The following is a 25,119-nucleotide window of genomic DNA, read 5'->3' on the forward strand; positions in this document are numbered from 1 at the left end:
ACTTTAAACATCCTCTCTCCAGCCAATAAAGCTCATCATTCTTCCTGTTTTCCCTTGATCTCGCCTGTGGGAATAAAAGTATGACTCCTGAACACTTGTGCAAAGGCCAGTCACCAAAATGTTGGATTCCTGAATACCTGCCTTTATTAACAGCTGTTTGTTCAGCTTTTGTAAACTCAATGAATATTGATTCGGGGAGACAAGCACATATGGCTTATCATCATCTTTATCTAACGCATCTTCAACTCTGTTTATGACACGCCCGTCTACTATGTATTGTTCGTCAGTTATGGATGGACCGATGGCTACTTCAATTTCACTCGAATCAATTCCGTGTGATTTGAACACCTCGACCATTTTGTTGGCAATTTTCTTAACAGTACCTTGCCAGCCGGCATGGGCAATGCCAATCGCCTTCGTTTTCCTGTGGATGAAATACAGCGGAACACAGTCAGCATAGCAAAGGGTCAATAAAATGCCTTCATCCATTGTAAATAAGCCATCTGTATCTGGCAATGCACTTTCATAGTCGCACGCCCCTTTACCTACATCTGCTTTTGTCACTTCCCAAATGTTGTTCTTATGGGTTTGTTCAGAACCAACCCAATTTCTCAACGGGAAATGGAGTTTATTTGCGACAATTTGGCGATTTGCTGTTACCTTCTCATTTGAATCATTAACATGATAGGCCATATTTAAACCTTTATGATGGCCAATGCTTGTGCCGCCGTTTTTTGTAGTGAATCCTGCTGCTAATTGCGGGTAGTCTTTACACCATGATTGAATGGTAAAATATTCATTTTCATGTAATAAGAAAGGTTCCATTTTTTATAACCTCAGCTTTTTTTTATAGTTTACCATAGACTTGTGCATTGGTCATAAAAAAACCAATAATATTTCGCCCTATTCTTCCACTTCTGTGAGCTCGAGCGACTTTGTATATTTAACTAAGATTACGTCTTCTCCGATTTTTAAAATATTGCTCCATGGAATCACAATATCTGCTTCTCTATTGAAGAATCCTAATACCTTTCCTGGCCCGCCAATAATAATCGATTCAATCTTTCCTGTCTGCAAATTAATATCTATATCTCCAATATTACCAAGCTTTTTCCCATTCGCTACATTGACGACATCTTTTATTTGAAAATCAGAAATTTTAAGCATTGCTCCCACTCCTATATAATAATCACTGAATGCAAGGATAGCCTTTATAAAAATATATGTTGCCAATTACGATAATTAGTACAAATTCTCGTACGTCAGGGAGATAATTGCCCATAAAAAAACTGCCGAAACATTTTTTCGGCAGTTCTCATGTACAAGCTCACTACTAGCTTTGGATATTTTTATTCATTTGTTTAATAGCAGCCTTTTCCAGTCTTGATACTTGAGCTTGGGAGATACCTATTTCATCAGCAACTTCCATTTGCGTTTTCCCTTGAAAAAAACGCTTTCTTAAAATAAGTTTTTCCCGATCGTTCAATCTTCGCATTCCTTCTTTGAGGGCGAGTTCTTCCACCCACTGTATATCCTTGTTCTTCTCATCACTCAATTGATCCATCACATAGATTGGATCGCCACCGTCATTATAGATCGGCTCAAAAAGAGAGACTGGATCTTGAATTGCATCCAATGCGAAGACGATATCCTCATGGGGAATATCAAGCTCTTTTGCAATTTCCTCAGCTGTTGGTTCCTTTGATGTCTTGCTCATTAATCGCTCTCTGACTTGCAATGCTTTATAAGCTATATCCCTTAAGGACCTGGACACCCTTATCGGGTTATTGTCACGCAAGTAACGGCGAATTTCACCAATTATCATCGGGACAGCATAGGTGGAAAACTTTACGTTTTGACTTAAATCAAAATTATCAATAGATTTCATTAGACCGATACAACCAACTTGAAATAAGTCATCGACAAACTCGCCTCTATTGTTGAACCTTTGAATCACACTTAATACAAGGCGGAGATTTCCATTAACGAGACTTTCTCTTGCGGTAATATCTCCCTGATGCATTTGCTTGAAGAGCTCTCTCATTTCTTCGTTTTTCAATACTGGAAGCTTAGATGTATCCACACCGCAAATTTCTACTTTATTTCGAGTCAATCTATTTCCCTCCTCACAGGAGCTGCTGTACAAAAAACAGTATCTCCTTGAGAAGGAAAAATATGCATAAGTGATTTTCCATCCTAATCCAAATTCACTACCGTTTTCTCTTCAAAAAACTATCAGTACAATGTTTTTCTGCAATAATAATTCGCACAAAAAAATTTTTTATTCGACAAAAAATGCCAGCCGCACTTTCTAACAAGAAAGAAGAATTAATTCATCCTTGTTAGTTGAAGTTTAGCTGACAGATCACTCTACACCATTTTATTAAATTCCTTTTGCAGTCTTTTTATAATCCTTTTTTCCAATCTGGATATATAGGACTGAGAAATACCAAGCATATCTGCTACATCCTTCTGCGTCTTTTCTTCGCCTGTTCCAAGGCCGAAGCGCAGCTCCATAATTTGCTTCTCTCTTTTAGAAAGCTGATGCAATGCCCTTATGAGCAGTTTTTTATCGACGCTTGCATCGAGGTCTTTCGTGATGATATCTTCCTCTGTACCCATTACATCTGATAACAGCAGTTCATTGCCATCCCAGTCAATATTCAGCGGTTCATCGAAGGAAACCTCTGACCGTATTTTATTGTTTCTTCTCAAATACATCAGTATCTCATTCTCGATACATCTTGATGCATATGTAGCAAGCTTGATTTTCTTTTCAGGATTAAAAGTATTGACAGCCTTTATTAGTCCGATGGTTCCAATACTAATTAAGTCTTCAATATTGATGCCCGTATTCTCAAATTTCCTGGCAATATAAACAACAAGACGCAAATTACGTTCAATTAAAATCGATCTTGCTGCCTGATCACCTTCTGGCAGCTTCAGAAGCAGTTCTTCTTCCTCTTCTTTGCTTAACGGTGGAGGCAATGCTTCGCTTCCGCCAATATAAAAAACTTCATCTGTTTTCAAACCTAATTTCATTAATAGCTTATACCAGTAGTAAGTTAAGCGAAGCTTTAGTTTTTTCATAATTGTCCTCCTTCTAAATGATGTATCAAAAGAGTATAGTATATTAACTAACCATTCCTTCGTTTACCACATTGATTTTTTTGCCTGTCAGCATTTTAGGATGCACAATGCATGAAAAAGCATCATCTGATGAAAGCTGCTGTCTTGTAAAAGAAATCAGCCCTTTTTCCACTAAATATTTGTCATCTTTTTGTTCAATGACAAGCTGTTCTGGCTTAATGGCAATCATGAGCTGATGCTCTTTCCCCATCACCTTATAGGGGATAATGCGCATCCGGTATTGCCAGTCATCACTTAGCTGCTTTTGCCCATGAATAGTCGCTTCCGAGTCATCAACAATTTCACATAACTCAGCTGGCAGATCATCGCCCATTCCATTAATAGATACAAACATGACGGGAACTCTTGAAATTGGATCATATACTTGGTTGCCGCTGTCAACGAGCCCCTTTAAAGTAAAAGCCTTACCGGCTATTTGAAAGCTCACTTGGACAATCTCTTCATATTTGATTTTTGTTATTTCAATGCTTTCTACATTCTTTCTAGAAAAATGCCAGGCTGCTGGAAAGCCAAGCAATACAAACAGCCAGCTGATTGGATCACCAAAACCTTTAACACTAGCTAGCATAACAGAAGAAGATAATTGAAAATCAAACTGAACAAAATAATGGCTGCCAATCAGGACCCCTCCAATCAGGAAGGTGACAAAATAAAAGGTCATTAATCCACTAAGATAATAGCGCAGTCTTTTAAAGCCAAAAACAGTCAAAATCATCACACAAGAGAAGCCTAGCTTTGAAATCGGGTGACTTGTATAGATGTGGTATGGAGTAACTGCCAAAAGAATGATTATCGATCCTATCAGGCCGCCGCACAGCACTCTCCAAAGCTTTACGTCTCTTTTTAAGATGATGGCTGTCAAGTAGAGCAGCAAGCTGTCAAACAAGAAATTTAGCAGCCATATGACATCTAAATAAACGGCCAAGTAGTTTGAGCCTCCTTCCTAAAGTTTTATGGCATGATTGCTTGCTCATCTAACTCTATTAATCTGTTACGAAAAAGTATAACCTACTGCTTGAGGAAAGTGTGTCACTTCCTGTAATCAAAAAATCAGAAATTTTCTCTATTAACAACAGATTTTGTCACTATTTCTTGCCTTCTGCTATAAGTTTGTTCTAATGGTAAATTTTCAGTTTTTTTAAAATGAAATTATTTCCCAGGCTATGAAAGCATAAAAAAAAAGCGGGAAATTATCCCGCTTTTTTTTATCTTCTGCGATTTCTGTTACGTAAGAATGTTGGTATATCCAATGTATCTTCACCTGTTTGGATTGAGTTTCCGCGTACAGGCTCTTTTGCACTGTTTGGATTTTCCTCGCGTTTCACTTCACGTGAGCTGCTAGGGTTGCTTGAAGGCTTCATGCTATTTAAAGATGGCCTTGAAGCAGATACTTGAATCGCATCTTGGTTAAATCCAGTTGCAATTACTGTTACGACAATTTCGTCTTTTAAGTTTTCGTTAATAACAGAACCGAAGATCATGTTAACATCTTGGTCAGATGCAGAAGCGACAATGTCAGCTGCTTCCTGAACTTCATATAGGCTTAAGTTAGATCCGCCCGTAATGTTCATTAACACACCTTGCGCTCCATCGATAGATGTTTCAAGCAACGGTGATGAAATTGCCTTTTTCGCTGCTTCTGCCGCGCGATTTTCTCCTGATGCAACACCGATTCCCATCAATGCAGATCCTTTGTTAACCATGATTGTTTTCACATCAGCGAAGTCAAGGTTGATTAACCCTGGTGTTGCAATAAGGTCAGAGATACCTTGTACACCTTGACGGAGTACATTATCTGCTTCTCTGAATGCTTCAAGCATCGGAGTGCTCTTATCCACAATTTCAAGCAAGCGGTCATTCGGGATGACAATCAAAGTATCTACAGCTTCTTTAAGAGCAGAGATACCGCTTGCTGCATGTGTTGAACGCTTTCTGCCTTCAAATGTGAACGGTCTTGTTACAACACCAACTGTTAATGCGCCGATGTCTTTTGCGATTTGTGCGATAACAGGAGCTGCACCAGTACCTGTTCCGCCTCCCATACCTGCAGTAACAAATACCATATCAGCTCCTTTTAGAGCCTCTTCGATTTGTTCTTTGCTTTCCTCTGCAGCTTTTTTACCCACTTCAGGGTTAGCACCGGCACCCAAACCTCTTGTCAGTTTGCCGCCGATTTGCATTTTCACTTCAGCTTTTGATAAGTTCAACGCTTGTGCGTCCGTATTTACTGCAATAAACTCTACTCCTTGAACACCATGTTCAATCATTCGATTGACAGCATTGTTCCCGCCGCCACCGACACCAATAACTTTTATTACAGCTAATGAATCTATATTTGTATCAAATTCTAACATGACAAATCCTCCTAATTCGTCGATATTCAGCAGTATCGAACTGTCCGCGTCTCAAATCTTGGTGATATGGAGTAAACATACCATTTTAATAGTTCTTATGTTTTTTATCTTTTAATCGAAAAAGTATCCCATAAATTTCTTTAGCTTGGAAGGTCCTTTTTCGACAGGCTGTTTTTCGTATGAAGCTTTTGGTGGAGCCTGTTTTGGTGCTCTTTTTTCCTTTGGTTCCCCAACTGCAACAGGCTCAGCCTGTTGAATACTGCCGCCTTGCAGCTTGTTGTTCTTGTATGAGAATTTAATCAAGCCGACAGCAGTTGTATATTGAGCTTCCCTTACACCAATATAATCAGGTATCGCGATGCGGACCCGATTTTGGAAAACTTCCTGGGCCAATTCCAAAATGCCTTTTGTTCCGGCGACTCCTCCAGAAAGTACGAAACCGCCTGGAAGATCATACACACCTAGTCTTTCTAGCTCGTCCATCACTAAATCAAACATTTCTTCCAATCTTGCTTCAATAATATCGGCAATTTCCAGTTGGTTGAACTGCTGATGCTGGTCACTTCCGATAATCGGAACGCTGAATACTTCTTCCTCTGATGCGTGATTGTAATAGGCATAGCCATATTTCACTTTGATTTTTTCTGCATCTTCGGTTGTTGTTCGCAAGCCAATGGACAGATCTTTTGTTATATGATCTCCTCCGATTGGCAAGACGCTTGTTTTTTTCAAGAAGCCATTTTCAAAAACAGCGATTGTAGTAGACCCGCCTCCAATATCAAGCAGTGCCACTCCAAGATTTTTTTCATCCTTTGACAGCGCGAAGGAACCAGCGGCAAGAGGCTGCAATGTAATATCAACAATCTCAAGGCCTGCTTTTTCCACGCAGCGAAGCGTATTATGTAATATTGTCTTGCTGCCTGTTATAATGATTCCTTCCATTTCAAGGCGGACGCCTATCATCCCGCGAGGATCTGTAATTTCATCAAGACCATCCACGATAAACTGCTTTGGGATAATGTCGATTATCTCCCTCTCAGGCGGAATGGAAACAACTTGTGCTGCATCCTTTACTCTCATGACATCTTCTATTGTTATTTCACGATTTTCACTTGAAACTGCCACTACTCCATGTGAGGGCTGCAAGCTTACATGATTTCCCGAAACGCCAACAATAACTTGTTTAATTTCTACACCAATCATTCTTTCCGCCTGTTCAATAGCTCTTCGTATGGAATGAACGGTTTCATCTATATCGACAATAGAACCCTTCCTCAACCCTTCAGAAGGTACGATGCCTACTCCAATAATGTTTAAGGACTCATTAATCATTTCGCCGATGATTACTTTCACGCTGGATGTACCGATGTCTAGACTTACATAAAATTCATTGCTGTTCATTCTCGGGCACCTCCTTTTGCTTTTTAAAAATAAGTGAACAACAGCTATCCTGCTTATTTAGCGAATGTTAAATTTTAATGAATAAAATTCCCTATTAATATATTATTTATTAAATAATTCGCCAAAACTAATATATTCCCTTTTTTATGATTGATTTTTTTCAGTTTTTTCTCGTTTATTTTCCCACTTTGTCAAGATGATTCTTCTAATGACTGCGATATTTTGAAACAGCCTTACACCGAAGGCAAATATGGCAGCTAAGTATAAGTCTACACCAAGATGAACACCGAGAAAAGCTAAACTTGCAGCAAGGAGAATATTAAAGAAAAAACCTGATACAAACACCTTTTCATCATATATGTTCTGCAAATGCGCCCTGATGCCGCCAAACAGCGTATCGAGTGCTGCTAGTACTGCAATTGACAAATAGTTGGCATATTCATCCGGGACTGTAATATCTGTCATAAGACCAAGTGATATGCCGATAATAAGGCCAAATATAGGCAGCCACATTAAGCACCGCCTCCTTCTTCATCTCCTGCAGGCTTCATATACCGAATCCGGATATTGTCTTCATATGCTGGAATGGTTATTGTTTGCTGCGGCTTTTTAACATCCAGCAACAGATTGTCCATAAAGAAATCATCCGCTGATTGTGAAACCTTCATGCGATTATACAGCTGCTCGGCACTGTTTTTATCTGCAGCAATCACTTTTATCGTCAAAGGAAATTTGTTGACAGAATAACCGTTCATCTTTGTCTCCCCATTAATATCCCTAATGACAGAAGTATTAATGTAACGATGTTCGTCAATGGCTATTTCCTTTGCGCCGTACAAATTCAACTCATTAATGAGCCGTTTCAAAAGATCGGCTGTAATGGCGCCTTGCTCATCACCCATCAGCAAATCTGAGCTGACAGGCTGAATGGAAATAACGATTCCATATCCAGCTTTTTCTGTAAGACCAATATCATCTTTCAGCTCAGCAATTGTCTCTTGAAGGAGCTCTTCTTTCGTCTGTGAGCTGTCGCTTTTATACTCGTCGACTTTTTGGCTGTTTGCACGAATATCGCTTAACAGCTTAAGCTCCGTTTCTTTTTCCTTGAGAAGGGCTTGCTTTAACTCCCAAGTATCCCTTGTGTCTCTCACCTTCGGCTTTTTGACTGTTTGGAATTGAACGGCAAGCATAAACCCGATTACTAGCAAGATTATTGTCATAGTGAAAAGTTTTTTGTTCATGCCTTCACCATACTTCCATAATAAATATTCGGCAGCACATCTCTTTTCACCTAATTTGTTCTAAGTGCCTCCATTGTAATGGTCTCTTTCTTTTCGAGTGTGAATTTGATGTTTTCATTCACCAATGTATCCTTCACTCCGCCTTTAATGTTTAATGCACCTTCCATTACTTCACTGTCTCCAATGGCAGTAATCACAAATGGAGCAGGATACTGATTTCCGTCAATTTCAATCACAGGTCCATTACATAGAATATAAGAATCATGGCTTAAGCGCTGGCCGTTAATACTAACGGCTGCTGCGCCTGAAACATAAAGCTCATTCACCACTTCAAAGATATGATGTTCATGAACAAGATAATTATTAACATTATCATCATTCGGATCATAATTCCCATCTTCTAGAGTAACCTGCACTCCTTGTCCCACAACGCCAACCTTGCCTAAATACATGCGGTAATTATTGGCATCTTCAGCAAGATTGTAATAGGCATCCGCTTTTGTGGAGAGCTCTTTTTCGTAATTGGACAGATCCTTTTGAACTTGTTCGAGCTCTTTATAAAGCTCATTATTTCTTTCTTCTTGTTCGATCAGCTCATTTCGCAATGCAAGATCCCGATCAAACTGGCTGTCACTCAAACTTTTCGGACCGTCTTCAGCATTGGCCATTTGGAAGGCAAAGGCAACAATGAACCCTAGTACAAGAAAAACAAAAGAAAAGATTACGTGGCTCCCCTTTCGTTTATTCTTCACTATTTTCCTCTCCTTCTGATGATCCATACTCCTTGAAATAAGAGCCGACTTCTAAGTCAATAACACCCTTTTTCTTTGGATTCAATTGGCTGATAATCGATGGATAGTGTTCCATCTTCTCTGCAAAAGTGCTTAAAGAGGCTGCCACTTCAAATCCATCATTCATAAATACATTAATATGGTATGAATCCGTTTTTTTCGGTGTGTAATGGATCTCAGAGATAGCATTGTAAACACCAGCTGGGAGTTTTTTCAGCTCCTTGACTGTTTTCTCCAGCGCTTTGTCATTATCAAAATCCATAATGAGCGGAGCATCATACGGTGTTGATTCAGAGCTTCTTCCCTCTAATTCAGTTCCGCTTTCCAGAATGGGAATATACTTATTGCCGCTTACCATGTAAGCAATCCGTTTATATTCTTCCACTTCAATATTCACTTTGTTTGGAAGCTTTAAAGAAACAGAGGATGACTTGATTTCAGGCAGTGCATTCAGTTTTTCTTCAATCTTGTCCTTTTTTATAGTCCAAATATTTGTCGAATAGCTGATTCCGCTGATTTCCTCTATCTCCCCTTCCGTATACAAGATGTTTCCTGTCACGATTGTTTCTTTCACATTGCTTAATGGTGACTGAAAGTAAATAATGCATCCAATGAGGAGAAAAAATAGCATGAGCAGAAATATGAGGCGTTTGTTTGCTTTCTTTTTTCGCTGCTGTTTCAATTTAGGAATTCTATCTTCAATGGAAACAATCTTCCCTTTATCCAAATAACCACCTCTAACAAACAAGCAACAGTATGTAAGCTGCCGTTTCATAATCACTTAATATATATCGGAATATATCTGTTTTATTTAAAGCAGAAAATGTCTTGTTTTGAAACTTTTTTCATGACTTTCAAGGTGATAAAGCTTGTCTATTACAAATATAATAGACTTAACTCTTCTAATGTTTGATTATAGCATCCTGATTACATTAATTGAAGAAAAGTCTGGATGGGAAACGGAAAACTTTTCCCACCCAACTGATTATTTTGTGACATCCTTCATAACATTGAAAAGTCTCATCGCAGCATCTGGAATCCCTAATTCCAATGAAGCAGCTTTCATGCTTTTCAACTTTTCAGGCTGCAGCATAATATCATCGATGTCTTTCACCAGGCTATCACCAGTCAATTCACGTTCAAGCAATAGTTTTGCTGCACCGTTATTAGTAAGTGAATGGGCGTTTTTCTCTTGATGGTTATTCGTCACGTAAGGGCTTGGGATTAAAATGCTTGGAATTCCAAGGGACGTGAGCTCAGCCAATGTTGTAGCTCCAGCCCTTGCTACTGTCAGGTCAATTCCTGCAAGCACCTCTGGCATATTATGCACAAACGGTTTGATAATCACATTTTCCGGATTGCCGACTTTTTCGACTTCCTTCTTCACTGATTCATAATGGACTTCTCCCGTTACATAAAGGATCTGATAATCCTTCTTCCCAAACTCAGGCAATGCAGCAATAACCGCATCATTAATCGGTCTCGCTCCTCTTGAGCCTCCAAAGATTAGCACAGCTGGGCTATTAAGTTTAAGTCCGGCAGAAAGCTTTCCTTTAATTGCATCCTGGTTTAATACTTCCGATGCACGAGGGTTGCCTGTTAGAACAACCTTTTCCTTCGGGAAAAACTGTTCTGCTTCGGCAAAGCATGTTGCCACTTTATCGACATACTTGCTCAAGAATTTATTAGTCAATCCAGGCACACTGTTCTGTTCATGAATAATCGTAGCAATCCCCATTTTTGCGGCAGCATACACTACAGGTCCGCAAACATAACCGCCTGTTCCAATTACCACATCTGCTTGGAATTCTTTCAAGATTTTCTTGCATTTATTGACACCAGAAATAAATCTCCAAACGGTTTTCACATTTTCAGGTGAGAGCTTTCGTTTAAAACCAGTTATATGTATCGCTTTAAATGGAATATTTTCACGGCGCACTAGTTTACTCTCTAGCCCTTGTTCTGTTCCTATGTATAAGAACTCGACATCCTTGACTTCTTTTTGTATTTCACGGATTAAGGCAAGTGCTGGATAAATATGTCCTCCGGTACCACCGCCGCTAACCACTATTTTCATTTTCCCACCTCATAACACGTACTTGTTCTAGCTGCTTATTTAAGCATTTATTTACGATTTTCAAATCTTCTTTATTATAGCTTTATTTATGAAAAACAGAAACTATCTTCTTTGAATATTTTGGAGGATTTTCTTAAAGCCCAAAACTAGATGTTCCCTATTGTACTATATTTTAAACCTATTCGTGTAATTTACTAAAATTGAAAACAAATTGTAATACATTTATTGAAGGATAAAAAGAGCTTCATTTGCGGGGCTTGCATTAATAACCCCTTGTCAAACAAGCATTTTATTTGAGCATCCTCCCCCTTCCCCTCCCCTCTCCCTACATTCGTAGTGAAATAATTGTTATCATTTGTTTATATTAGTGAATTATATGAAGATTTTAAATAAAATTACCTGCTGAACGCATAAAAAAAAGGAAGGCTTTAAGCCATCCTCTCCGTGTAATGCTGCTTCTCTTTATTTAATATCTCGAATAGCGACTCACATTCAATAAAACCCCTATTGCCACAAGCATTAATGTCAAGGAAGATCCGCCATAGCTTAAGAACGGCAGTGTAATCCCAGTAACTGGCATTAAGCCTGTTACAACTCCGATATTGATCATAACTTGAATGGCAACCATTGCGATAATTCCTACAGCTAGCAAGCTTCCAAACAAATCTTGTGCTCCGAGGGCAATCCTAATGCCTCTCCACAGCAGTAAGGAAAACAGCAGCAGGATCAAAGAGCCTCCAATAAATCCAAGCTCTTCTGAAAGAATCGCAAAAATAAAGTCCGTTTGCGGCTCTGGCAAGTAAAAGAATTTTTGTCTGCTTTCTCCAAGCCCTAGGCCAAACAATCCTCCTGGTCCTATCGCGTATAAAGACTGAATGATTTGAAAGCCGCTTCCAAGAGGGTCTGACCACGGATCAAGGAAAGAAGTTATCCTTTTTATCCGGTACGGCGCTGAAGCAACCAGTCCGACAAAGCCGGCTAGTCCAATCAAACCGAGAAACACGAAATGCCGTATTCTTGCACCAGCGATAAAAATCATCACAACACTTGTCCCAACCATGACGGTGCCTGTCCCTAAATCAGGCTGAAGCATAATCATCCCAAACGCTAAAAATACAATGCCTAATGCTGGTACAAGCCCCTTTTTAAAGGAAGTAATCTTTTTCTGATTTTCTGACAGAAATTTTGCTAGGAAAGCAATCATCGCCATCTTCATAAATTCTGATGGCTGAATGGAGAATGCTCCCACTCCAATCCAGCTGCGCGATCCATTACGGACATTCCCAATTCCCGGTATAAGTACAAATACTAACAGAACAAAACATACAATAACGATAATTTTCGCCCATGTTCTCCAAGTCCAATAGTCGATATTCATGATGAAAAACATGGCGACAATTCCGACTCCGGCAAAAAGCATCTGTCTTTTTGCAAAGAAGAAAGAATCATCAAACTTGTAATCTGCCCATACAGCACTTGCACTGTACACCATGATCAGTCCTATCGCCAGTAATGTAAACGTGATGATAATAAGGAATATGTCGGGAGTTGTTTTTTTTGTCGGCACCTTTTCCACACCTCGAGTTGCAAGTATTAGGGCTTGCATCGGACTTTAGAATGAAGGGTGACATTCCTATCCCTTTTAAGGTGATAAAATCACCTTAATCATCATTTTCCTAATTTGAAACGATGGATGTAAACAAGCCCTTATTTAAGCTTATGCACCGCTTCAATAAAAATGTCTCCTCTGACTTCAAAAGTTTTGTATTGATCCCAGCTTGCACATGCTGGTGACAGAAGGATAACATCGCCTTCCTCAGATAGCTGGAAAGCAGCCGGTACAGCTTTGTCCACATTATCGACACGTTGGATAGTTTTTATTCCTGCCTCTTTGGCAATTCGCTCCAGTTTTTCAGCAGTTTGGCCAAACGTAATCATCGCCTTGACATTTTTAAGGGACGGAATGAGCTCATCAAACTCATTGCCTCTGTCTAAGCCTCCAGCAAGAAGAATGGTCGGTGCCGTAAACGCTGCAAGCGCATTTTCCGTCGCAAGGATATTCGTTGCTTTTGAATCATTATAAAAGCGTCTCCCTTGGATCTCATCAATGAACTGCAATCTGTGTTTTACCCCTTTGAATGAGCTCAATACACGGTGAATGCTGTTATTGTCAACACCAGTCAGCTTCGCTGCCGCAATGGCAGACAAAATGTTTTCCAAATTATGAGCGCCAGGCAATACGATATCCTTAACCTCAATCACTTTTTCATCATGGAAGTAAATAGAACCATCTTTTACAAATGCTCCGAATTCAAGGGGCTTTACTGTTGAAAAAGGAATGATGGTTGCTTTGCTTCTGCGGGCAATATCCATTACCACTTCTTGCTCCACATTGACAATAAGGTAATCATGCTCATCCTGGTTGTTTGTAATATTACCCTTCGCTTTTGCATACTCATCCCTAGTGCCATGGTAATCCAGATGGGCATCATAAATATTCGTAATAATCGCGACTTTCGGCTTGAATTGATCAATCCCCATCAGCTGGAATGATGAAAGCTCAATAACAATTTGATTGTCAGCTTCTGCTTTTTGTGCGACATCTGCAGCAACAGTTCCAATATTCCCCGCAATCAGTGGCTTTTTGCTGGCAGCCTCAAGCATCTCAAACAATAGGGTAGTTGTCGTTGTCTTGCCATTTGAACCAGTAATCGCAAGAAAAGGAGCCTCAGAAACCTTATAAGCAAGCTCCACTTCTGTAATGATGGGAATCCCTTTTTCTACAGCTCTTTCAACCATTGGGTTATAGTATGGAATACCAGGATTTTTCACAATTAATTGAAATCCTTCCTCTAATAGCTCCACAGGGTGACTGCCGCATATAACCGTAATCCCCTGCTCCAGCAATTCTTGCGCCTCAGGATTTTCTCCAAGTGGCTTGCTGTCGTTCACAGTCACAAACGCCCCTAATTTATGCAAAAGAGAAGCAGCGCTAACGCCACTTTTCGCAAGACCTAATACAAGTACCTTTTTATGATGATAATCAGTGATATGTTTCATTTTTATAACCACACCTCAATATAAATTCCTAATACTGCAAACAGCAATCCTACACTCCAGAATGTCACAACAACGCGCCATTCTGACCAGCCTACAAGCTCATAATGATGGTGAAGCGGGCTCATTCGGAAAATCCTTCTTCCTGTTGACTTAAAGGAAATTACTTGAAGGATAACTGACAATGTTTCGATAACAAAGACTCCCCCGATTAGAATAAGCAAAATTTCCAGCTTCGTTAAAATAGCGATTGCCGCAATTGCTCCTCCTAAAGCTAATGAACCTGTATCTCCCATAAATACCTTCGCAGGATGGGCATTGAATACTAAAAAGCCTAAAACAGCACCGACAATTGCCACAGAAAAAATGCTGATTTCAAACTGTGACTGGCTCCATGCAAGTACCGCAAACGCACCAAAGCTTATGGCAGAGGTTCCGGACACTAGTCCGTCTAAACCGTCTGTAAGGTTGATTGCATTTGAAAAACCTACAAGCCAGAAGACGATGAATACAACATAAAACCAACCGAGATCAAATGATTTATCAATCAGCGGAATATTGATGCTTGTTGAGAAATCATTTTGCATCAGCACAAAATAGAAAATAACGGAAATAACAATTTGACCTAAAAGCTTTTGTCTGGAAGTTAATCCTAAATTCCTTTTCATCACAACTTTAATAAAATCATCCAAGAAGCCAAGCAATCCGAATCCTAACATAACAAAAAGGAGCATGTATGTTTTCATAGTCGGCTCTGTAAACTTATAAGTCATTACGAGTGTTGTTACGACAACAGATAATAAAATCATCAGTCCGCCCATTGTTGGCGTCCCTGATTTCTTCTGATGGGATTTTGGGCCTTCCTCTCTAATGCTTTGTCCGAATTTCAGCCTTCTCAAGAAGGGAATAAAAACTGGTGAAGTAAGAACCGTTATTAAAAACCCTAATATTATTGTAAAAAAGATAACTTTCTCCATCATGTTCATTCCCCTCCTTTCACAGCGCCAAGCACATTTTTGATTACAGCTCCGTCGTATGTTTCCAAGGCCTTCGCGCTTTTGTCTTTTGCATAAATAAATTTAGCTTGTTGTTGTCCATTTAAGTTTTGTTCATATAGTTCGATCATTTTGTATAAGCCTTTCTTTATATCATTTGTATAGAATATTGGAAAATGATTTGGTGTATAGGATGGTATTTCTTCTTCTTTGTCCCATATTGCTCCTATTGCACCATTTGCAATTGCTGTGGACAAATCCCCGGACTCTTTGCCATACAAGGGCGCAAACAGTCCTTTAGTCTGCTGTTCATCACTGAAAAAAGAAACCGTCAAAAAGTTTATCTCTTCATTTGCGTATCCTTTCGCATCAGGAATTGCCTGCAGAATAGTTTTATAGGACAGTGTCATTTTTTCACTCCTAATATCGCCTCTTTCGCTACAAGGCGGTCATCAAAGTCAAAAGTTTGTGCTCCTATTTGCTGATACGTTTCATGCCCTTTACCTGCAATTAAAATAACATCATTTGCTTTTGCAGTCTTAACCGCATGATCAATAGCTTCTTTTCTGTCGGCAATGACGTTATATCCCTTGCCAGGAACGCCTGAAACCATGTCTTTCAATATCTCAAGCGGGTCCTCGCTTCTTGGGTTGTCGCTTGTAAATATAGCATGGTCGGCATATCTGCACGCTATCTCTGCCATTAAAGGACGCTTCGTTTTATCTCTGTCACCGCCGCAGCCGACAACAACATGAATATCACCTTTTGCAAACTCTTTAATGGTTACAAGGGCATTTTCAAGACTGTCTGGTGTATGAGAATAGTCGACGATAACAGAAAAATCCTGACCTGCATCAACTGTCTCAAATCTGCCTGACACACCCTTTACTGATTCAAGGGCGGAAATAGCCGTTTCCATTGGAATGCCGCTCACAAACGCTGCTGCAATACTCGCTAAAGCATTATATACACTAAATTTGCCGACCATTTGCAGGGAAACGGCATAGCTTCCTGCAGGTGTTATTAATTCAAACTTCGTTCCACCTGCATCGATATGTATATCCTTCGCCATGATGTCTGCATCTTTGTCAATTCCATACGTAACGACAATTGCTGCTGTCAGTTTTTCATATTCTTCACTTGCAGCATCATCCTTGTTCAAAACAGCATATTTCGGATGTTTTGTTGAATAAACATTGCCCAGCCTTGTGAATAACAAGCCTTTTGCTCTTCTGTATTCATCCATCGTGCCATGGAAATCTAGATGATCCTGTGACAAGTTCGTAAACACTGCCACATCATAATCGCAGCCAAACACCCTGCCTTCATATAAGGCATGGGAAGAAACTTCCATCACGGCAGTATCCACCTGTTTTTCTGTCATTTGATGAAAAATCTTTTGTAAAGTTACTGCTTCTGGTGTAGTGTTTTTTGTTTCCTGAATTTCATTGTCTATTTTTGTATACATTGTTCCAATGATACCTGTACGTCTATTAGCCTTTTGCAGGATTGTCTCAATCAGATGGCTTGTTGTTGTTTTGCCATTTGTTCCTGTTATGCCGATAAGCTTTAGCTTTTGTGTTGGATGACCATAGAACGCGTCAGCAAGAATGCTGCTCGCCCTTTTCGTGTCCTTTACAATAATGACCGGTATGTCAAAGTCTTCCGCTAATTCTCTTTCTGCAAGGATAGCAGCGGCACCTGCCTCATAAGCCTTATGAGCAAAATCATGTCCATCGACAGTAAATCCTTTGATGCAGATGAACAAGCTGCCTTGACCCACTTTGCGGTTATCATTTTCAATTGAAGTGATTTCTGCATCTGTTCCATTATATAAAGCATATGGCCCTAAGCTTTTTAATAATTGTTTTAACTGCATGATTCAAATCCTCTTTTCTAATAAATCCATATGTACTCATTTTATTCATAAATACTAATATTATATCAAATGCATGACCAATGTTAGAAAATGCATTTTTTCTTAGCGTTTATATTTTACATGATAAAAAGGAATTGTGCCATCGTGTTCGGTTTTTTCTCCGTAATAATGAAAAATAAAGGCGGCGATTGTGCCGCCTTTATCTTAAAAGGTGTGGTTAATTATTATAGTATAAACGAATGGTTGAGCCGTCTTTTACCTTTGTTCCCGGCTCTGGCGACTGCTTGATAACAGTGTCTCCGCTTCCGCTCGGCTCAATCTTGAGGTTAAGGAAAACTTCACTGATTTCTTTTTTCGTCAGGCCTACTAAATCTGGAACTTCGATTAAAGGATTTTCTGGATATTTATATTCTTTTTCCAGCTGATCCTTCCTTTCCTTCACTCCAAGCGCGCGAAGGCTGTCACCCATGATGCTTCCTACAATCGGAGCTGCTACTACTCCACCAAATTGGACTGTACCTTTCGGATTATCGACCGCCACATACACGACAAGCTCAGGATCGTCTGCTGGTGCGAAACCGATAAAGGAAACAATAAAGTTATTCTCTAAATATTTTCCGCCAGAAGCTTTTTGGGCTGTTCCTGTCTTCCCGCCGACACGGTACCCATCTACAAAGGCTTTCCCCCCTGAGCCTTGGGCAACGACGCTTTCCAGCGCTTCCCTGATTTTTTTCGAAGTATCTTCGGATATTACCTTCCTTTTTGCAACTGGCTCCTTCTTCATAATGACTTCACCTGTGTTTGGGTCAATCAGCTCGCTTGCCACATATGGCGTGTACAATGTGCCACCATTGATGGCTGCTGATAATGCTGTCACCTGCTGGATAGGCGTTACAGCAACACCTTGTCCAAAGGCAGTTGTCGCAAGCTCAACAGGTCCGACCCTATCTAAGTTAAAAAGGATACCTTTCGATTCTCCCTGAAGATCAATTCCGGTTTTTTCGCCAAATCCGAAGCTGCGAATATATTTAAACAAAGTATCCTTACCCAGCTCTTGCCCTAACGATACAAATCCAGGGTTACAGGAGTTTTGGACAACTTCTAAAAAGGTTTGTGCACCGTGCCCGCCGCGCTTCCAGCATTTCAGCTTCGTTCCATCGACATCAGCATAACCTGGGTCTGTAAATGTGTCTTTTTCCAAGTCTACCTTGCCTTCTTCTAAGGCTGCAGCAAGGGTAATAATTTTGAATGTCGATCCCGGCTCATATGCGCTCCAAATCGGCAAGTTTCGGTTAAAAACCTCTGATGAAACATTACGGAAATCTGCCGGGTCAAAGCCAGGTCTGCTTGACATCCCCATAATTTCACCTGTATTCGGATTCATCGCAATGGCGATTATGCTGTCTGGGTTGTAAGTCTGTTCGGCGATATCCAGCTCCCGCTCTATAATTGTCTGCACTCTCGTGTCAATTGTCAGCTTCAAGTCGTTTCCGTTAACAGGGGCTTCGTAATCATCTGCCATATCATTCATCCTCTGCCCTTTAGCATCAGAATAATATTGCACAGACCCCTTCGAGCCTTTTAATTCATCATCATATTCCAGTTCAAGACCTATTAAGCCTTGATTATCTATCCCTGCAAATCCTAAAACATGTGACAAGTAGTTTCCGTAAGGATAAGACCTTTTAGAATCCTCGCCTATATACACACCGTCAATATCTAACGCTCTTACCTTTTTTGCCTTTTCGTGAGAAATCTTTCTGCCCTCAGGCAATCTGACACTCATTTCTTTTTGAATTAACTCTTTATATATCTTCTCCTTGTCCGCTTCTAGGACTGCCGCAAGCTTTTCAGCAGCATCTGCTGGGTCCTTTAATTGCCGCGGAACAACATACACGGTTGGAGCACTGATATTTGTCGCTAATGCAACACCGTTCCTGTCAACAATTTCGCCTCGTTCCGGCTCAAAGGAAATTTGTCTGCTCCATAAGCTTTTCGCTTTACTTGTCAATTCATCCCCAAGAAAAAATTGCACATACCCAAGTCTCAAGTCAATGATAAAAAAAATAGCAATGCCTACAATTAAAGCAATCGTCAACCGCTTACGAACGGTTACGTTTGAAACCCGCATCCATTTAGAACCTCCTTTTTCTATGGCTCGTTCCAATATATGCTTGTACACCTCTGTTTAGAATCAAAGACTATAGAAGTTGCAGGCATTTACCATCCCTTTACAAAAAAATAAGGCCCGCTGCATGCGGACCTTATTTTTTATTCTGGTTTTTTCAATTGTATCGTTAATGTATCATTTTCCTTGACTGTTTTACCTGCTTTTATGCTTTGCTTTGTCGCATAGCCGTTGCCGTTCGTTTTCAGCTTTAAGGACTGCAAGTCTGTCACTTTTAGTATATCTCGCAATGACCAGCCAATCATATCTGGCACAGTTCCTTTTCCGTCTGTCTTCACGACAATTTTTTCTCCTTCGAGATAACTTTCCCCTGCAGCAGGGAGCTGGTCTGTAATCGTGCTACCTTCACCTGTTACTACCAGTTCTAAACCAGATTTCTTCAGTTCTTTTTCCGCTACAGATGTGCTCATACCAGCAAGATCTGGGACATCAACTGTTTGCAGGGAACTGTCAGCAGTAGGCTGAATCTCCATATATTGAAGGCTGCTCTTCATAACAGATGTAAAGATTTCAGCAACAGGGTCAGAACCTGTTTGTGTTTCTTTCAATTCAGGCTGCTGAACTGCCACATACATAACAAGTTCTGGGTCGTCCTTCGGCGCCATTCCTAAAAAGGAGAAAACATAATTGCTGCTTCCTGTTAAATAGCCGCCGCCTGCTTTCGGAATGGAGGCCGTGCCCGTTTTACCGGCAACACTGTACCCATCAACATTATATTTTTTATAGCCTGTCCCTTTAGGATCTGTCACTACTGTTTCTAAAATGTCGCGAACTTCTTTAGCTGTAGCTGCTGAAATAGGTGTTCCGACAACCTCTGTTTTCACTTGTTTTACCACTTTATTCGTATTCGGATCAACAATCTTGTCAATTACATGTGGCTTGACCATTTTGCCGTCATTGGCAATGGCCGTTACCGCTTGGATTTGCTGAATAGGAGTCAAGGCTGTTCCTTGTCCATATGCAGTTGTAATTTTCTCAACAGGCCAAGTAAAGGCAATCGAGCTGTTCGCTTCATGCGGCAAGTCAATCCCTGTTTTTTGGTCAAGTCCAAAGTTTGTGATGTACTCTCGCAGCTTTTCAAAGCCAAGCTGTTCTTTCGCAATTTTTGCAAAGGCCACATTAGATGAGCGCTGAACTCCTTCTAAATAAGTTATTGATCCCCAGCCGCTTCCATTATGGTCATGGATTGTCTGCGAATTTTTTGTTACTTTGTATGAACCTGATTGATATTTTGCGTTTGCATCAAACTTGCCCTCTTCAATCGCCGCTGCCAATGTGAAGATTTTCATCGTTGACCCAGGCTCATAGGAAGTTTCGATTGCTTCATTATGCCAAGTAGCATTGATTCCTTCCAATGTTTCCGGGTCAAAGCTAGGCCGCTGGCTCATAGCTAAAATTTCACCAGTTTTTGGATTTGCCACAATCGCAATCATCTTTTTCGGATTATACTTCTCCTGCACCTTCGACATCGTATCTTCTAGGAAGGATTGAATTTTTTTATCCAATGTCAAATAGACGTCATCACCGTTCTGAGCAGGTGTTATATCTTCCTCTGAATCTGGCAGTATATATCCCCAAATATCCCGCTTATAATTTAAGTAACCGTCTTTACCTGTGAGAAGATTATTCAAGCTCTCTTCAATGCCCAGTTTACCTGTAGCTGTATATTTACCTGTTGCCTCATCTTCCTTTTCCTCTACATACCCGATGACGTGGGAAGCAAATGTTCCATTAGGATAGAAGCGTTTTTTCCCTTCCACTATGAGAACACCAGGAAGCTTTAAGTCTTCAATTTTCTTCTTTGTTTCATAAGAAAGATTTTTACCTGCAGATCCGAATTCTACCTGCTTAGCTCCTTCTTTTGTCAAGATTCTATATATCTCTGATTCTTCCATATCAATATATTTAGCAAGCTCTTTAGCCGTTTTTTCTGGATCAGCCACATGAATTGGATTTTCAGTATCATTCTTGCTCAAAGAACTGTCTGTAACTGCTACAAGCTTATAGGATGACGCATCCTCTGCAATCACATCTTTATTTCTGTCATAAATCGTCCCTCTCGACGCTTCTAATACCATAGAGGAGCTGTATTTTTTTTCAGCTTCTTTTGCCAGCACCTCACCAGAGACTTTCCCTGTTGATTGAATGACGGCAAACCGGACGATTAAAATAAAAAAGAGCAGACAGAAAAATAAAAACAAGATGGCTGCTCCAAGGTTAATATTCTGCTGCTTTCGAATCATTTTTTATTGCACAACCTTTACATTATCTTTGCTAAAATCAAGGCCAAGTTTTTCTGCCACTTCCCTAATTCTTTCAAAGCTGCTCAAATCCTTCACTTCAATATCCAGTTCCTTATTGGACTTCTCAAGCTTAGAAATCGAGCCTTCGGCAACTTGGATATCCTTGTTCACTTGATAAATCTCTGCTTGGTTGCTGACAATCTTCACACCGCCAATGCACAGCAATGCAACGAAAGCAATTCCAAGCAGTTTTTCTCCAGGAGATAATAATGATTTAGTTTGCTTTATTACCTTTTTAAATGTTTGTTTTTCTTCTTGCTGAAACTGTTCCTGCTGCAGCTTTCGCGCTAAATTGCTCATTTGTATACCTCCTAAAGTTTTTATAATTTCTCTGCAATGCGAAGCTTCGCAGATCTTGCTCTGTTATTTTCTTCAAGCTCTTCTTCAGACGGAACAATCGGTTTCCTAGTGATTAGCTTTAACTCTGGCTGAAACTCATCAGGAATGATTGGCAAACCTGGCGGTAAGTCAGGTAAATCGCTCGCCTTTTTAAATGCAGCCTTGCAAATTCTATCTTCAAGGGAATGGAAGGTAATGACACTTATTCTTCCGCCCTTATTTAACAATGAAATAGCTTGTCCAATGGAGTCTTCAAAAACACCCAATTCATCATTTACAGCAATTCTGATGGCTTGGAATACTCTTTTTGCCGGATGTCCGCCTTTTCGTCTTGCAGGTGCTGGAATTGCGTCTTTAATTAATTCAACAAGCTCCCCAGTCGTTTCTACAGGCTTTGTTTCCCTTGCCGCTTCAATCTTGCGGGCGATTTGCTTTGAAAATTTCTCTTCCCCATAACGGAAAAAGATTCTCACTAAATCTTCATACTTCCAATTATTAACAACTTCGTATGCAGATATATCTGCATCACTGTCCATTCTCATATCGAGAGGGGCATCATGGTGATAGCTGAAGCCTCTTTCTGGTGTATCTAGCTGAGGTGAGGAAACACCTAAATCGTAAAGCACCCCATCCACACCTGTAATTCCAAGATTATGTATTTCTTCCTTTAAATTGCTGAAGTTGCTTTTGACGATTGTCAGCTTGTCCTTATAGGGTTCAAGTTTTTTCTCTGCATTCATGATAGCTGTCTCATCTTGGTCAAAAGCAATCAGTCTGCCTTTGTCAGATAGTTTGGATAGAATCAGTTCACTATGTCCTGCTCCACCAAGCGTACAGTCGACATAAATGCCATCTGGTTGTATATTTAAGCCGTCAACGGCCTCATTCAGCAATACTGTAGTATGTTTAAACATGTTGTCCACCTGTCTATAGATTATTCTAAAAACCATTTTTAAATATCAAAGCCAATCATATTTTCTGCAATTTCTGCAAAAGAATCCTCAGATTCTGAAAAATATTCTTCCCAGAGTGATTTACTCCAGATTTCGATGCGATTGGATACACCTAAAATTATGCATTCCTTTTCCAGCTTTGCATACTGCACAAGCGGGGAAGCAATATTAATGCGCCCTTGTTTATCGAGCTCGCATTCTGTGGCTCCAGAAAAGAAAAAACGTGTAAAAGCCCGAGCGTCCTTTTTCGTTAAAGGCAGCGCCTTCAGCTTCTCTTCTATTATCTCCCATTCTGAGAGCGGGTAACCGAATAAACATTGATCAAGTCCGCGGGTTAGTATAAAGGTTTCCCCTAAATGGTCCCTAAATTTCGCAGGTACGATCAAACGACCTTTGGCGTCAACATTATGATGATATTCGCCCATAAACATACCTGCAACCCCCACTTTCTAACCTCAATGTACCACATTCCCCCACTTTCCACCACTGATACATAAATTCTATCTGTATTATGCATTTCCTGCAAGAGATATCCCTGTATTTTTATAAGCAAATTTTGCGGTTTCGCCTTTTATTTCGGCTGTTTTACTGAACATTTGAGGAAAAATGTTTGATTTTGCCTGATAAACGCAAAAAAAGCTGCCCTTTTTAACAGGACAGCTACAAATATTACAATTTAACAACCTTGTGGCTGCCGTCAAACTCCATCGGCAGCTTCAGTACATCTTCAAGGAAATGAAGACCAAAGTGATTCAAAAAGTAGAAAATATTCCATACACGCTCTTGCGGTATCCCGTCTGGCCTGATACATCGTTCAATTCGTGCATACTTATTTAAAATCACCTCATGCTTCGTCTTTAGGTCCATTTCCACCTTTTTAGCGAGGAAATCCACTTGATTAAGCAGGAGATTCTCATTCTTTTGAAGCAATGGCAGCATGCCTTTCATGGTTTTTTCCATTTCACTTTGCAAATCCTTGTATTTATTGGCAATGTCGGATTTCAACTGAACAATAAGATCATCCACCTTATCATTGCTAACAGCTGCAAGGAACGAGTTGCATGCTTCCTCTGTGCCTGACTGTAATACATCTGCGAGCGTTAAACCAAGCTCTTCCATATCAGCTTCCACACATCTCTCAAGCAAGGTGATATTTAGACGCGGTACAATTGGCGGCATTTTAATATTCATTTGTTCAAAAGCCTGCTTCAACTCGCCCCAATAAGCGATTTCCCCAGGACCGCCAATAAACGCAAGTGTCGGGAAAAGAAGGTCCTGCATGATTGGTCTTGTCACCACATTATTGCTAAGCTTATGAGGGAATTCACTTGCGATTTCCTTTAATTCCTCTAACGTAAAATGTACTGTCTGGTCTTTACCGACAAACAGACTTTTTTCTTCATCATATGTAAGCAGTATTCTCTCTGAATTTTCTTCATCATAATAGAACAAGTTGACAGGATTATCACTCATTTCAATAACTGTAGAATAGCCGCTTTCTTTAACAATCGTTTGCTGTTTTTGAACAGCTTCTCCTATTTCTTTAAACTGGTCTATTTGGTTTAAGAAAATTTCTTTTTCGAGAACACGTAATGCTTTATCACCTGAATCAACAATCAGTAAACCAAACTCCTGGAATAAGTGCATCACTAAATAGCTGAACAGGTCAACAAAAGTATGGGATGCATCAACTGCCTCTTTCACTAATACCAAGAGCTCTTTTGAATGCTCTGTTTCGCCATCAGCCTTGATTAGCTTCTCTACCCATGCATAACAAATTTCTTTATCGAGCTCAATATCGGAAGCCATCTTCTTTTCCACTACCCTTTGCGGGAATGTTTTTCTTTCCATTTTCTCTGCTCCAGGCACAAATACATGGTTTACTTCCAAATAATCATGATCTTCACCAGCAATCCAAAATACAGGAACTACAGGTATTCCAAGCTCACTACCCTTTTTTTCTGCAAGGAGAATGATGCTGATGATTTTATGTACAGAATAGAGCGGGCCTGTAAGTATACCAGCCTGTTGTCCACCAATGACAACAACACTGTTGTCCTTTCTTAAATTGGCGATATTTTGCTGGACTTTCTCTGATTGCGGAAAAGCTCTCATATAACCAGCAATATGATCAGCTAATTCATTTCTCATGAACTGTCTCTTCTCCAGTTCCTTCACCCTTTGAAAATAACTATCTTTATCACCATGATTATAATGATAAAAACCTTTCACTTTATCGTCCTGTGATAAATAATCTGTCACAAACTGATTCCCCGCTGGCAACGAGAGATTTACCATCTCCATTTATGTACTTCCTTTCTCATCAAAAAAGTTTTCATTTTTATTTATTATTTTATGTCGTCCGTGATTATTATATTGCTTAAAGAAAAT

23 protein-coding genes are annotated in these 25,119 nt (G+C 39.9%); all 23 read right to left on the minus strand.

The features are described from left to right. Positions 1-3: 3 nt before the first annotated feature. Positions 4-825, minus strand: a complete 822-nt coding sequence (gene pgeF, locus M3600_RS00850; RefSeq protein WP_233314483.1) for a peptidoglycan editing factor PgeF — start codon at positions 823-825, stop codon at positions 4-6. Positions 826-903: 78 nt separating this feature from the next. Further along, on the minus strand, positions 904-1,167 hold the full coding sequence (locus tag M3600_RS00855) for a YlmC/YmxH family sporulation protein (RefSeq protein ID WP_233314484.1): 264 nt from the start codon (positions 1,165-1,167) through the stop codon (positions 904-906). Between the two features lie 166 nt (positions 1,168-1,333). Then, positions 1,334-2,113 carry an RNA polymerase sporulation sigma factor SigG gene (gene sigG / locus M3600_RS00860; RefSeq protein ID WP_233314485.1) on the minus strand — a complete coding sequence of 260 codons (780 nt, stop codon included), beginning with the start codon at positions 2,111-2,113 and terminating at the stop codon, positions 1,334-1,336. A 257-nt stretch (positions 2,114-2,370) separates the two neighbouring features. Next, positions 2,371-3,090 carry an RNA polymerase sporulation sigma factor SigE gene (sigE, locus tag M3600_RS00865; protein WP_233314486.1) on the minus strand — a complete coding sequence of 240 codons (720 nt, stop codon included), beginning with the start codon at positions 3,088-3,090 and terminating at the stop codon, positions 2,371-2,373. Positions 3,091-3,133: 43 nt separating this feature from the next. Beyond that, entirely contained in the window at positions 3,134-4,075 is a 942-nt protein-coding gene (gene spoIIGA, locus M3600_RS00870) for a sigma-E processing peptidase SpoIIGA (RefSeq protein WP_251644600.1), read from the minus strand. Positions 4,076-4,355: 280 nt separating this feature from the next. Further along, positions 4,356-5,504: a cell division protein FtsZ gene (ftsZ, locus tag M3600_RS00875; protein ID WP_233314489.1), complete on the minus strand. Its 1,149-nt coding sequence runs from the start codon at positions 5,502-5,504 to the stop codon at positions 4,356-4,358. A 111-nt stretch (positions 5,505-5,615) separates the two neighbouring features. Next, positions 5,616-6,905: a cell division protein FtsA gene (ftsA, locus tag M3600_RS00880; RefSeq protein ID WP_233314490.1), complete on the minus strand. Its 1,290-nt coding sequence runs from the start codon at positions 6,903-6,905 to the stop codon at positions 5,616-5,618. Positions 6,906-7,049: 144 nt separating this feature from the next. Further along, positions 7,050-7,418: a small basic family protein gene (locus tag M3600_RS00885; protein ID WP_233314492.1), complete on the minus strand. Its 369-nt coding sequence runs from the start codon at positions 7,416-7,418 to the stop codon at positions 7,050-7,052. Then, positions 7,418-8,146, minus strand: a complete 729-nt coding sequence (locus M3600_RS00890) for a DUF881 domain-containing protein (protein ID WP_237941166.1) — start codon at positions 8,144-8,146, stop codon at positions 7,418-7,420. Before M3600_RS00890 ends, M3600_RS00885 begins: the two co-directional genes overlap by 1 nt. Before the next feature lie 50 nt (positions 8,147-8,196). Then, the gene (locus M3600_RS00895) at positions 8,197-8,898 is read right to left on the minus strand and encodes a DUF881 domain-containing protein (RefSeq protein ID WP_251644601.1); all 702 of its coding nucleotides are present in this window, start codon (positions 8,896-8,898) and stop codon (positions 8,197-8,199) included. Continuing rightward, positions 8,888-9,664 carry a cell division protein FtsQ/DivIB gene (locus tag M3600_RS00900; protein WP_251644602.1) on the minus strand — a complete coding sequence of 259 codons (777 nt, stop codon included), beginning with the start codon at positions 9,662-9,664 and terminating at the stop codon, positions 8,888-8,890. The genes M3600_RS00895 and M3600_RS00900 overlap by 11 nt, the downstream gene beginning before the upstream one ends. Before the next feature lie 258 nt (positions 9,665-9,922). After that, on the minus strand, positions 9,923-11,014 hold the full coding sequence (gene murG / locus M3600_RS00905) for an undecaprenyldiphospho-muramoylpentapeptide beta-N-acetylglucosaminyltransferase (protein WP_233314496.1): 1,092 nt from the start codon (positions 11,012-11,014) through the stop codon (positions 9,923-9,925). Positions 11,015-11,480: 466 nt separating this feature from the next. Continuing rightward, a complete protein-coding gene (gene spoVE / locus M3600_RS00910) occupies positions 11,481-12,581 on the minus strand; it encodes a stage V sporulation protein E (RefSeq protein ID WP_233314498.1) in 1,101 nt (366 codons plus the stop codon). Between the two features lie 140 nt (positions 12,582-12,721). After that, positions 12,722-14,074, minus strand: coding sequence for a UDP-N-acetylmuramoyl-L-alanine--D-glutamate ligase (gene murD, locus M3600_RS00915; protein WP_237941164.1), 1,353 nt, complete (start codon positions 14,072-14,074; stop codon positions 12,722-12,724). Between the two features lie 2 nt (positions 14,075-14,076). Then, positions 14,077-15,051 carry a phospho-N-acetylmuramoyl-pentapeptide-transferase gene (mraY, locus tag M3600_RS00920; protein WP_233314500.1) on the minus strand — a complete coding sequence of 325 codons (975 nt, stop codon included), beginning with the start codon at positions 15,049-15,051 and terminating at the stop codon, positions 14,077-14,079. Between the two features lie 2 nt (positions 15,052-15,053). Next, positions 15,054-15,476: a hypothetical protein gene (locus M3600_RS00925; RefSeq protein ID WP_233314501.1), complete on the minus strand. Its 423-nt coding sequence runs from the start codon at positions 15,474-15,476 to the stop codon at positions 15,054-15,056. Then, on the minus strand, positions 15,473-16,945 hold the full coding sequence (locus tag M3600_RS00930; RefSeq protein WP_251644603.1) for a UDP-N-acetylmuramoyl-L-alanyl-D-glutamate--2,6-diaminopimelate ligase: 1,473 nt from the start codon (positions 16,943-16,945) through the stop codon (positions 15,473-15,475). Before M3600_RS00930 ends, M3600_RS00925 begins: the two co-directional genes overlap by 4 nt. Positions 16,946-17,162: 217 nt before the next feature. Then, positions 17,163-19,076: a stage V sporulation protein D gene (locus M3600_RS00935; protein WP_237941162.1), complete on the minus strand. Its 1,914-nt coding sequence runs from the start codon at positions 19,074-19,076 to the stop codon at positions 17,163-17,165. Positions 19,077-19,216: 140 nt separating this feature from the next. Beyond that, on the minus strand, positions 19,217-21,376 hold the full coding sequence (locus M3600_RS00940; RefSeq protein WP_237941161.1) for a penicillin-binding protein: 2,160 nt from the start codon (positions 21,374-21,376) through the stop codon (positions 19,217-19,219). Positions 21,377-21,379: 3 nt separating this feature from the next. Beyond that, positions 21,380-21,736: a cell division protein FtsL gene (gene ftsL, locus M3600_RS00945; protein WP_233314509.1), complete on the minus strand. Its 357-nt coding sequence runs from the start codon at positions 21,734-21,736 to the stop codon at positions 21,380-21,382. Between the two features lie 20 nt (positions 21,737-21,756). Then, positions 21,757-22,689 (minus strand): 16S rRNA (cytosine(1402)-N(4))-methyltransferase RsmH, encoded by a 933-nt coding sequence (rsmH, locus tag M3600_RS00950; RefSeq protein ID WP_233314510.1) that lies wholly within the window; start codon positions 22,687-22,689, stop codon positions 21,757-21,759. Between the two features lie 38 nt (positions 22,690-22,727). After that, positions 22,728-23,159, minus strand: coding sequence for a division/cell wall cluster transcriptional repressor MraZ (gene mraZ, locus M3600_RS00955; RefSeq protein ID WP_233314511.1), 432 nt, complete (start codon positions 23,157-23,159; stop codon positions 22,728-22,730). Positions 23,160-23,397: 238 nt separating this feature from the next. Continuing rightward, positions 23,398-25,032, minus strand: coding sequence for a bacillithiol biosynthesis cysteine-adding enzyme BshC (bshC, locus tag M3600_RS00960; RefSeq protein ID WP_251644604.1), 1,635 nt, complete (start codon positions 25,030-25,032; stop codon positions 23,398-23,400). Between the last annotated feature and the right edge of the window lie 87 nt (positions 25,033-25,119).

Origin of the sequence: Niallia sp. MER 6 (genome assembly GCF_023714395.1) — a bacterium.
Taxonomy (GTDB): Bacteria; Bacillota; Bacilli; order Bacillales; family Cytobacillaceae; genus Niallia.

Excerpts from the sequence above, each read along its gene's own strand:
- pgeF (WP_233314483.1), bottom strand. The coding sequence starts at position 825 with ATGGAACCTTTCTTATTACATGAAAATGAATATTTTACCATTCAATCA.
- M3600_RS00855 (WP_233314484.1), bottom strand. The coding sequence starts at position 1,167 with ATGCTTAAAATTTCTGATTTTCAAATAAAAGATGTCGTCAATGTAGCG.
- sigE (WP_233314486.1), bottom strand. The coding sequence starts at position 3,090 with ATGAAAAAACTAAAGCTTCGCTTAACTTACTACTGGTATAAGCTATTA.
- ftsZ (WP_233314489.1), bottom strand. The coding sequence starts at position 5,504 with ATGTTAGAATTTGATACAAATATAGATTCATTAGCTGTAATAAAAGTT.
- ftsA (WP_233314490.1), bottom strand. The coding sequence starts at position 6,905 with ATGAACAGCAATGAATTTTATGTAAGTCTAGACATCGGTACATCCAGC.
- M3600_RS00885 (WP_233314492.1), bottom strand. The coding sequence starts at position 7,418 with ATGTGGCTGCCTATATTTGGCCTTATTATCGGCATATCACTTGGTCTT.
- M3600_RS00890 (WP_237941166.1), bottom strand. The coding sequence starts at position 8,146 with ATGAACAAAAAACTTTTCACTATGACAATAATCTTGCTAGTAATCGGG.
- murG (WP_233314496.1), bottom strand. The coding sequence starts at position 11,014 with ATGAAAATAGTGGTTAGCGGCGGTGGTACCGGAGGACATATTTATCCA.
- murD (WP_237941164.1), bottom strand. The coding sequence starts at position 14,074 with ATGAAACATATCACTGATTATCATCATAAAAAGGTACTTGTATTAGGT.
- mraY (WP_233314500.1), bottom strand. The coding sequence starts at position 15,051 with ATGATGGAGAAAGTTATCTTTTTTACAATAATATTAGGGTTTTTAATA.
- M3600_RS00925 (WP_233314501.1), bottom strand. The coding sequence starts at position 15,476 with ATGACACTGTCCTATAAAACTATTCTGCAGGCAATTCCTGATGCGAAA.
- M3600_RS00930 (WP_251644603.1), bottom strand. The coding sequence starts at position 16,945 with ATGCAGTTAAAACAATTATTAAAAAGCTTAGGGCCATATGCTTTATAT.
- M3600_RS00935 (WP_237941162.1), bottom strand. The coding sequence starts at position 19,076 with ATGCGGGTTTCAAACGTAACCGTTCGTAAGCGGTTGACGATTGCTTTA.
- M3600_RS00940 (WP_237941161.1), bottom strand. The coding sequence starts at position 21,376 with ATGATTCGAAAGCAGCAGAATATTAACCTTGGAGCAGCCATCTTGTTT.
- ftsL (WP_233314509.1), bottom strand. The coding sequence starts at position 21,736 with ATGAGCAATTTAGCGCGAAAGCTGCAGCAGGAACAGTTTCAGCAAGAA.
- rsmH (WP_233314510.1), bottom strand. The coding sequence starts at position 22,689 with ATGTTTAAACATACTACAGTATTGCTGAATGAGGCCGTTGACGGCTTA.
- mraZ (WP_233314511.1), bottom strand. The coding sequence starts at position 23,159 with ATGTTTATGGGCGAATATCATCATAATGTTGACGCCAAAGGTCGTTTG.
- bshC (WP_251644604.1), bottom strand. The coding sequence starts at position 25,032 with ATGGAGATGGTAAATCTCTCGTTGCCAGCGGGGAATCAGTTTGTGACA.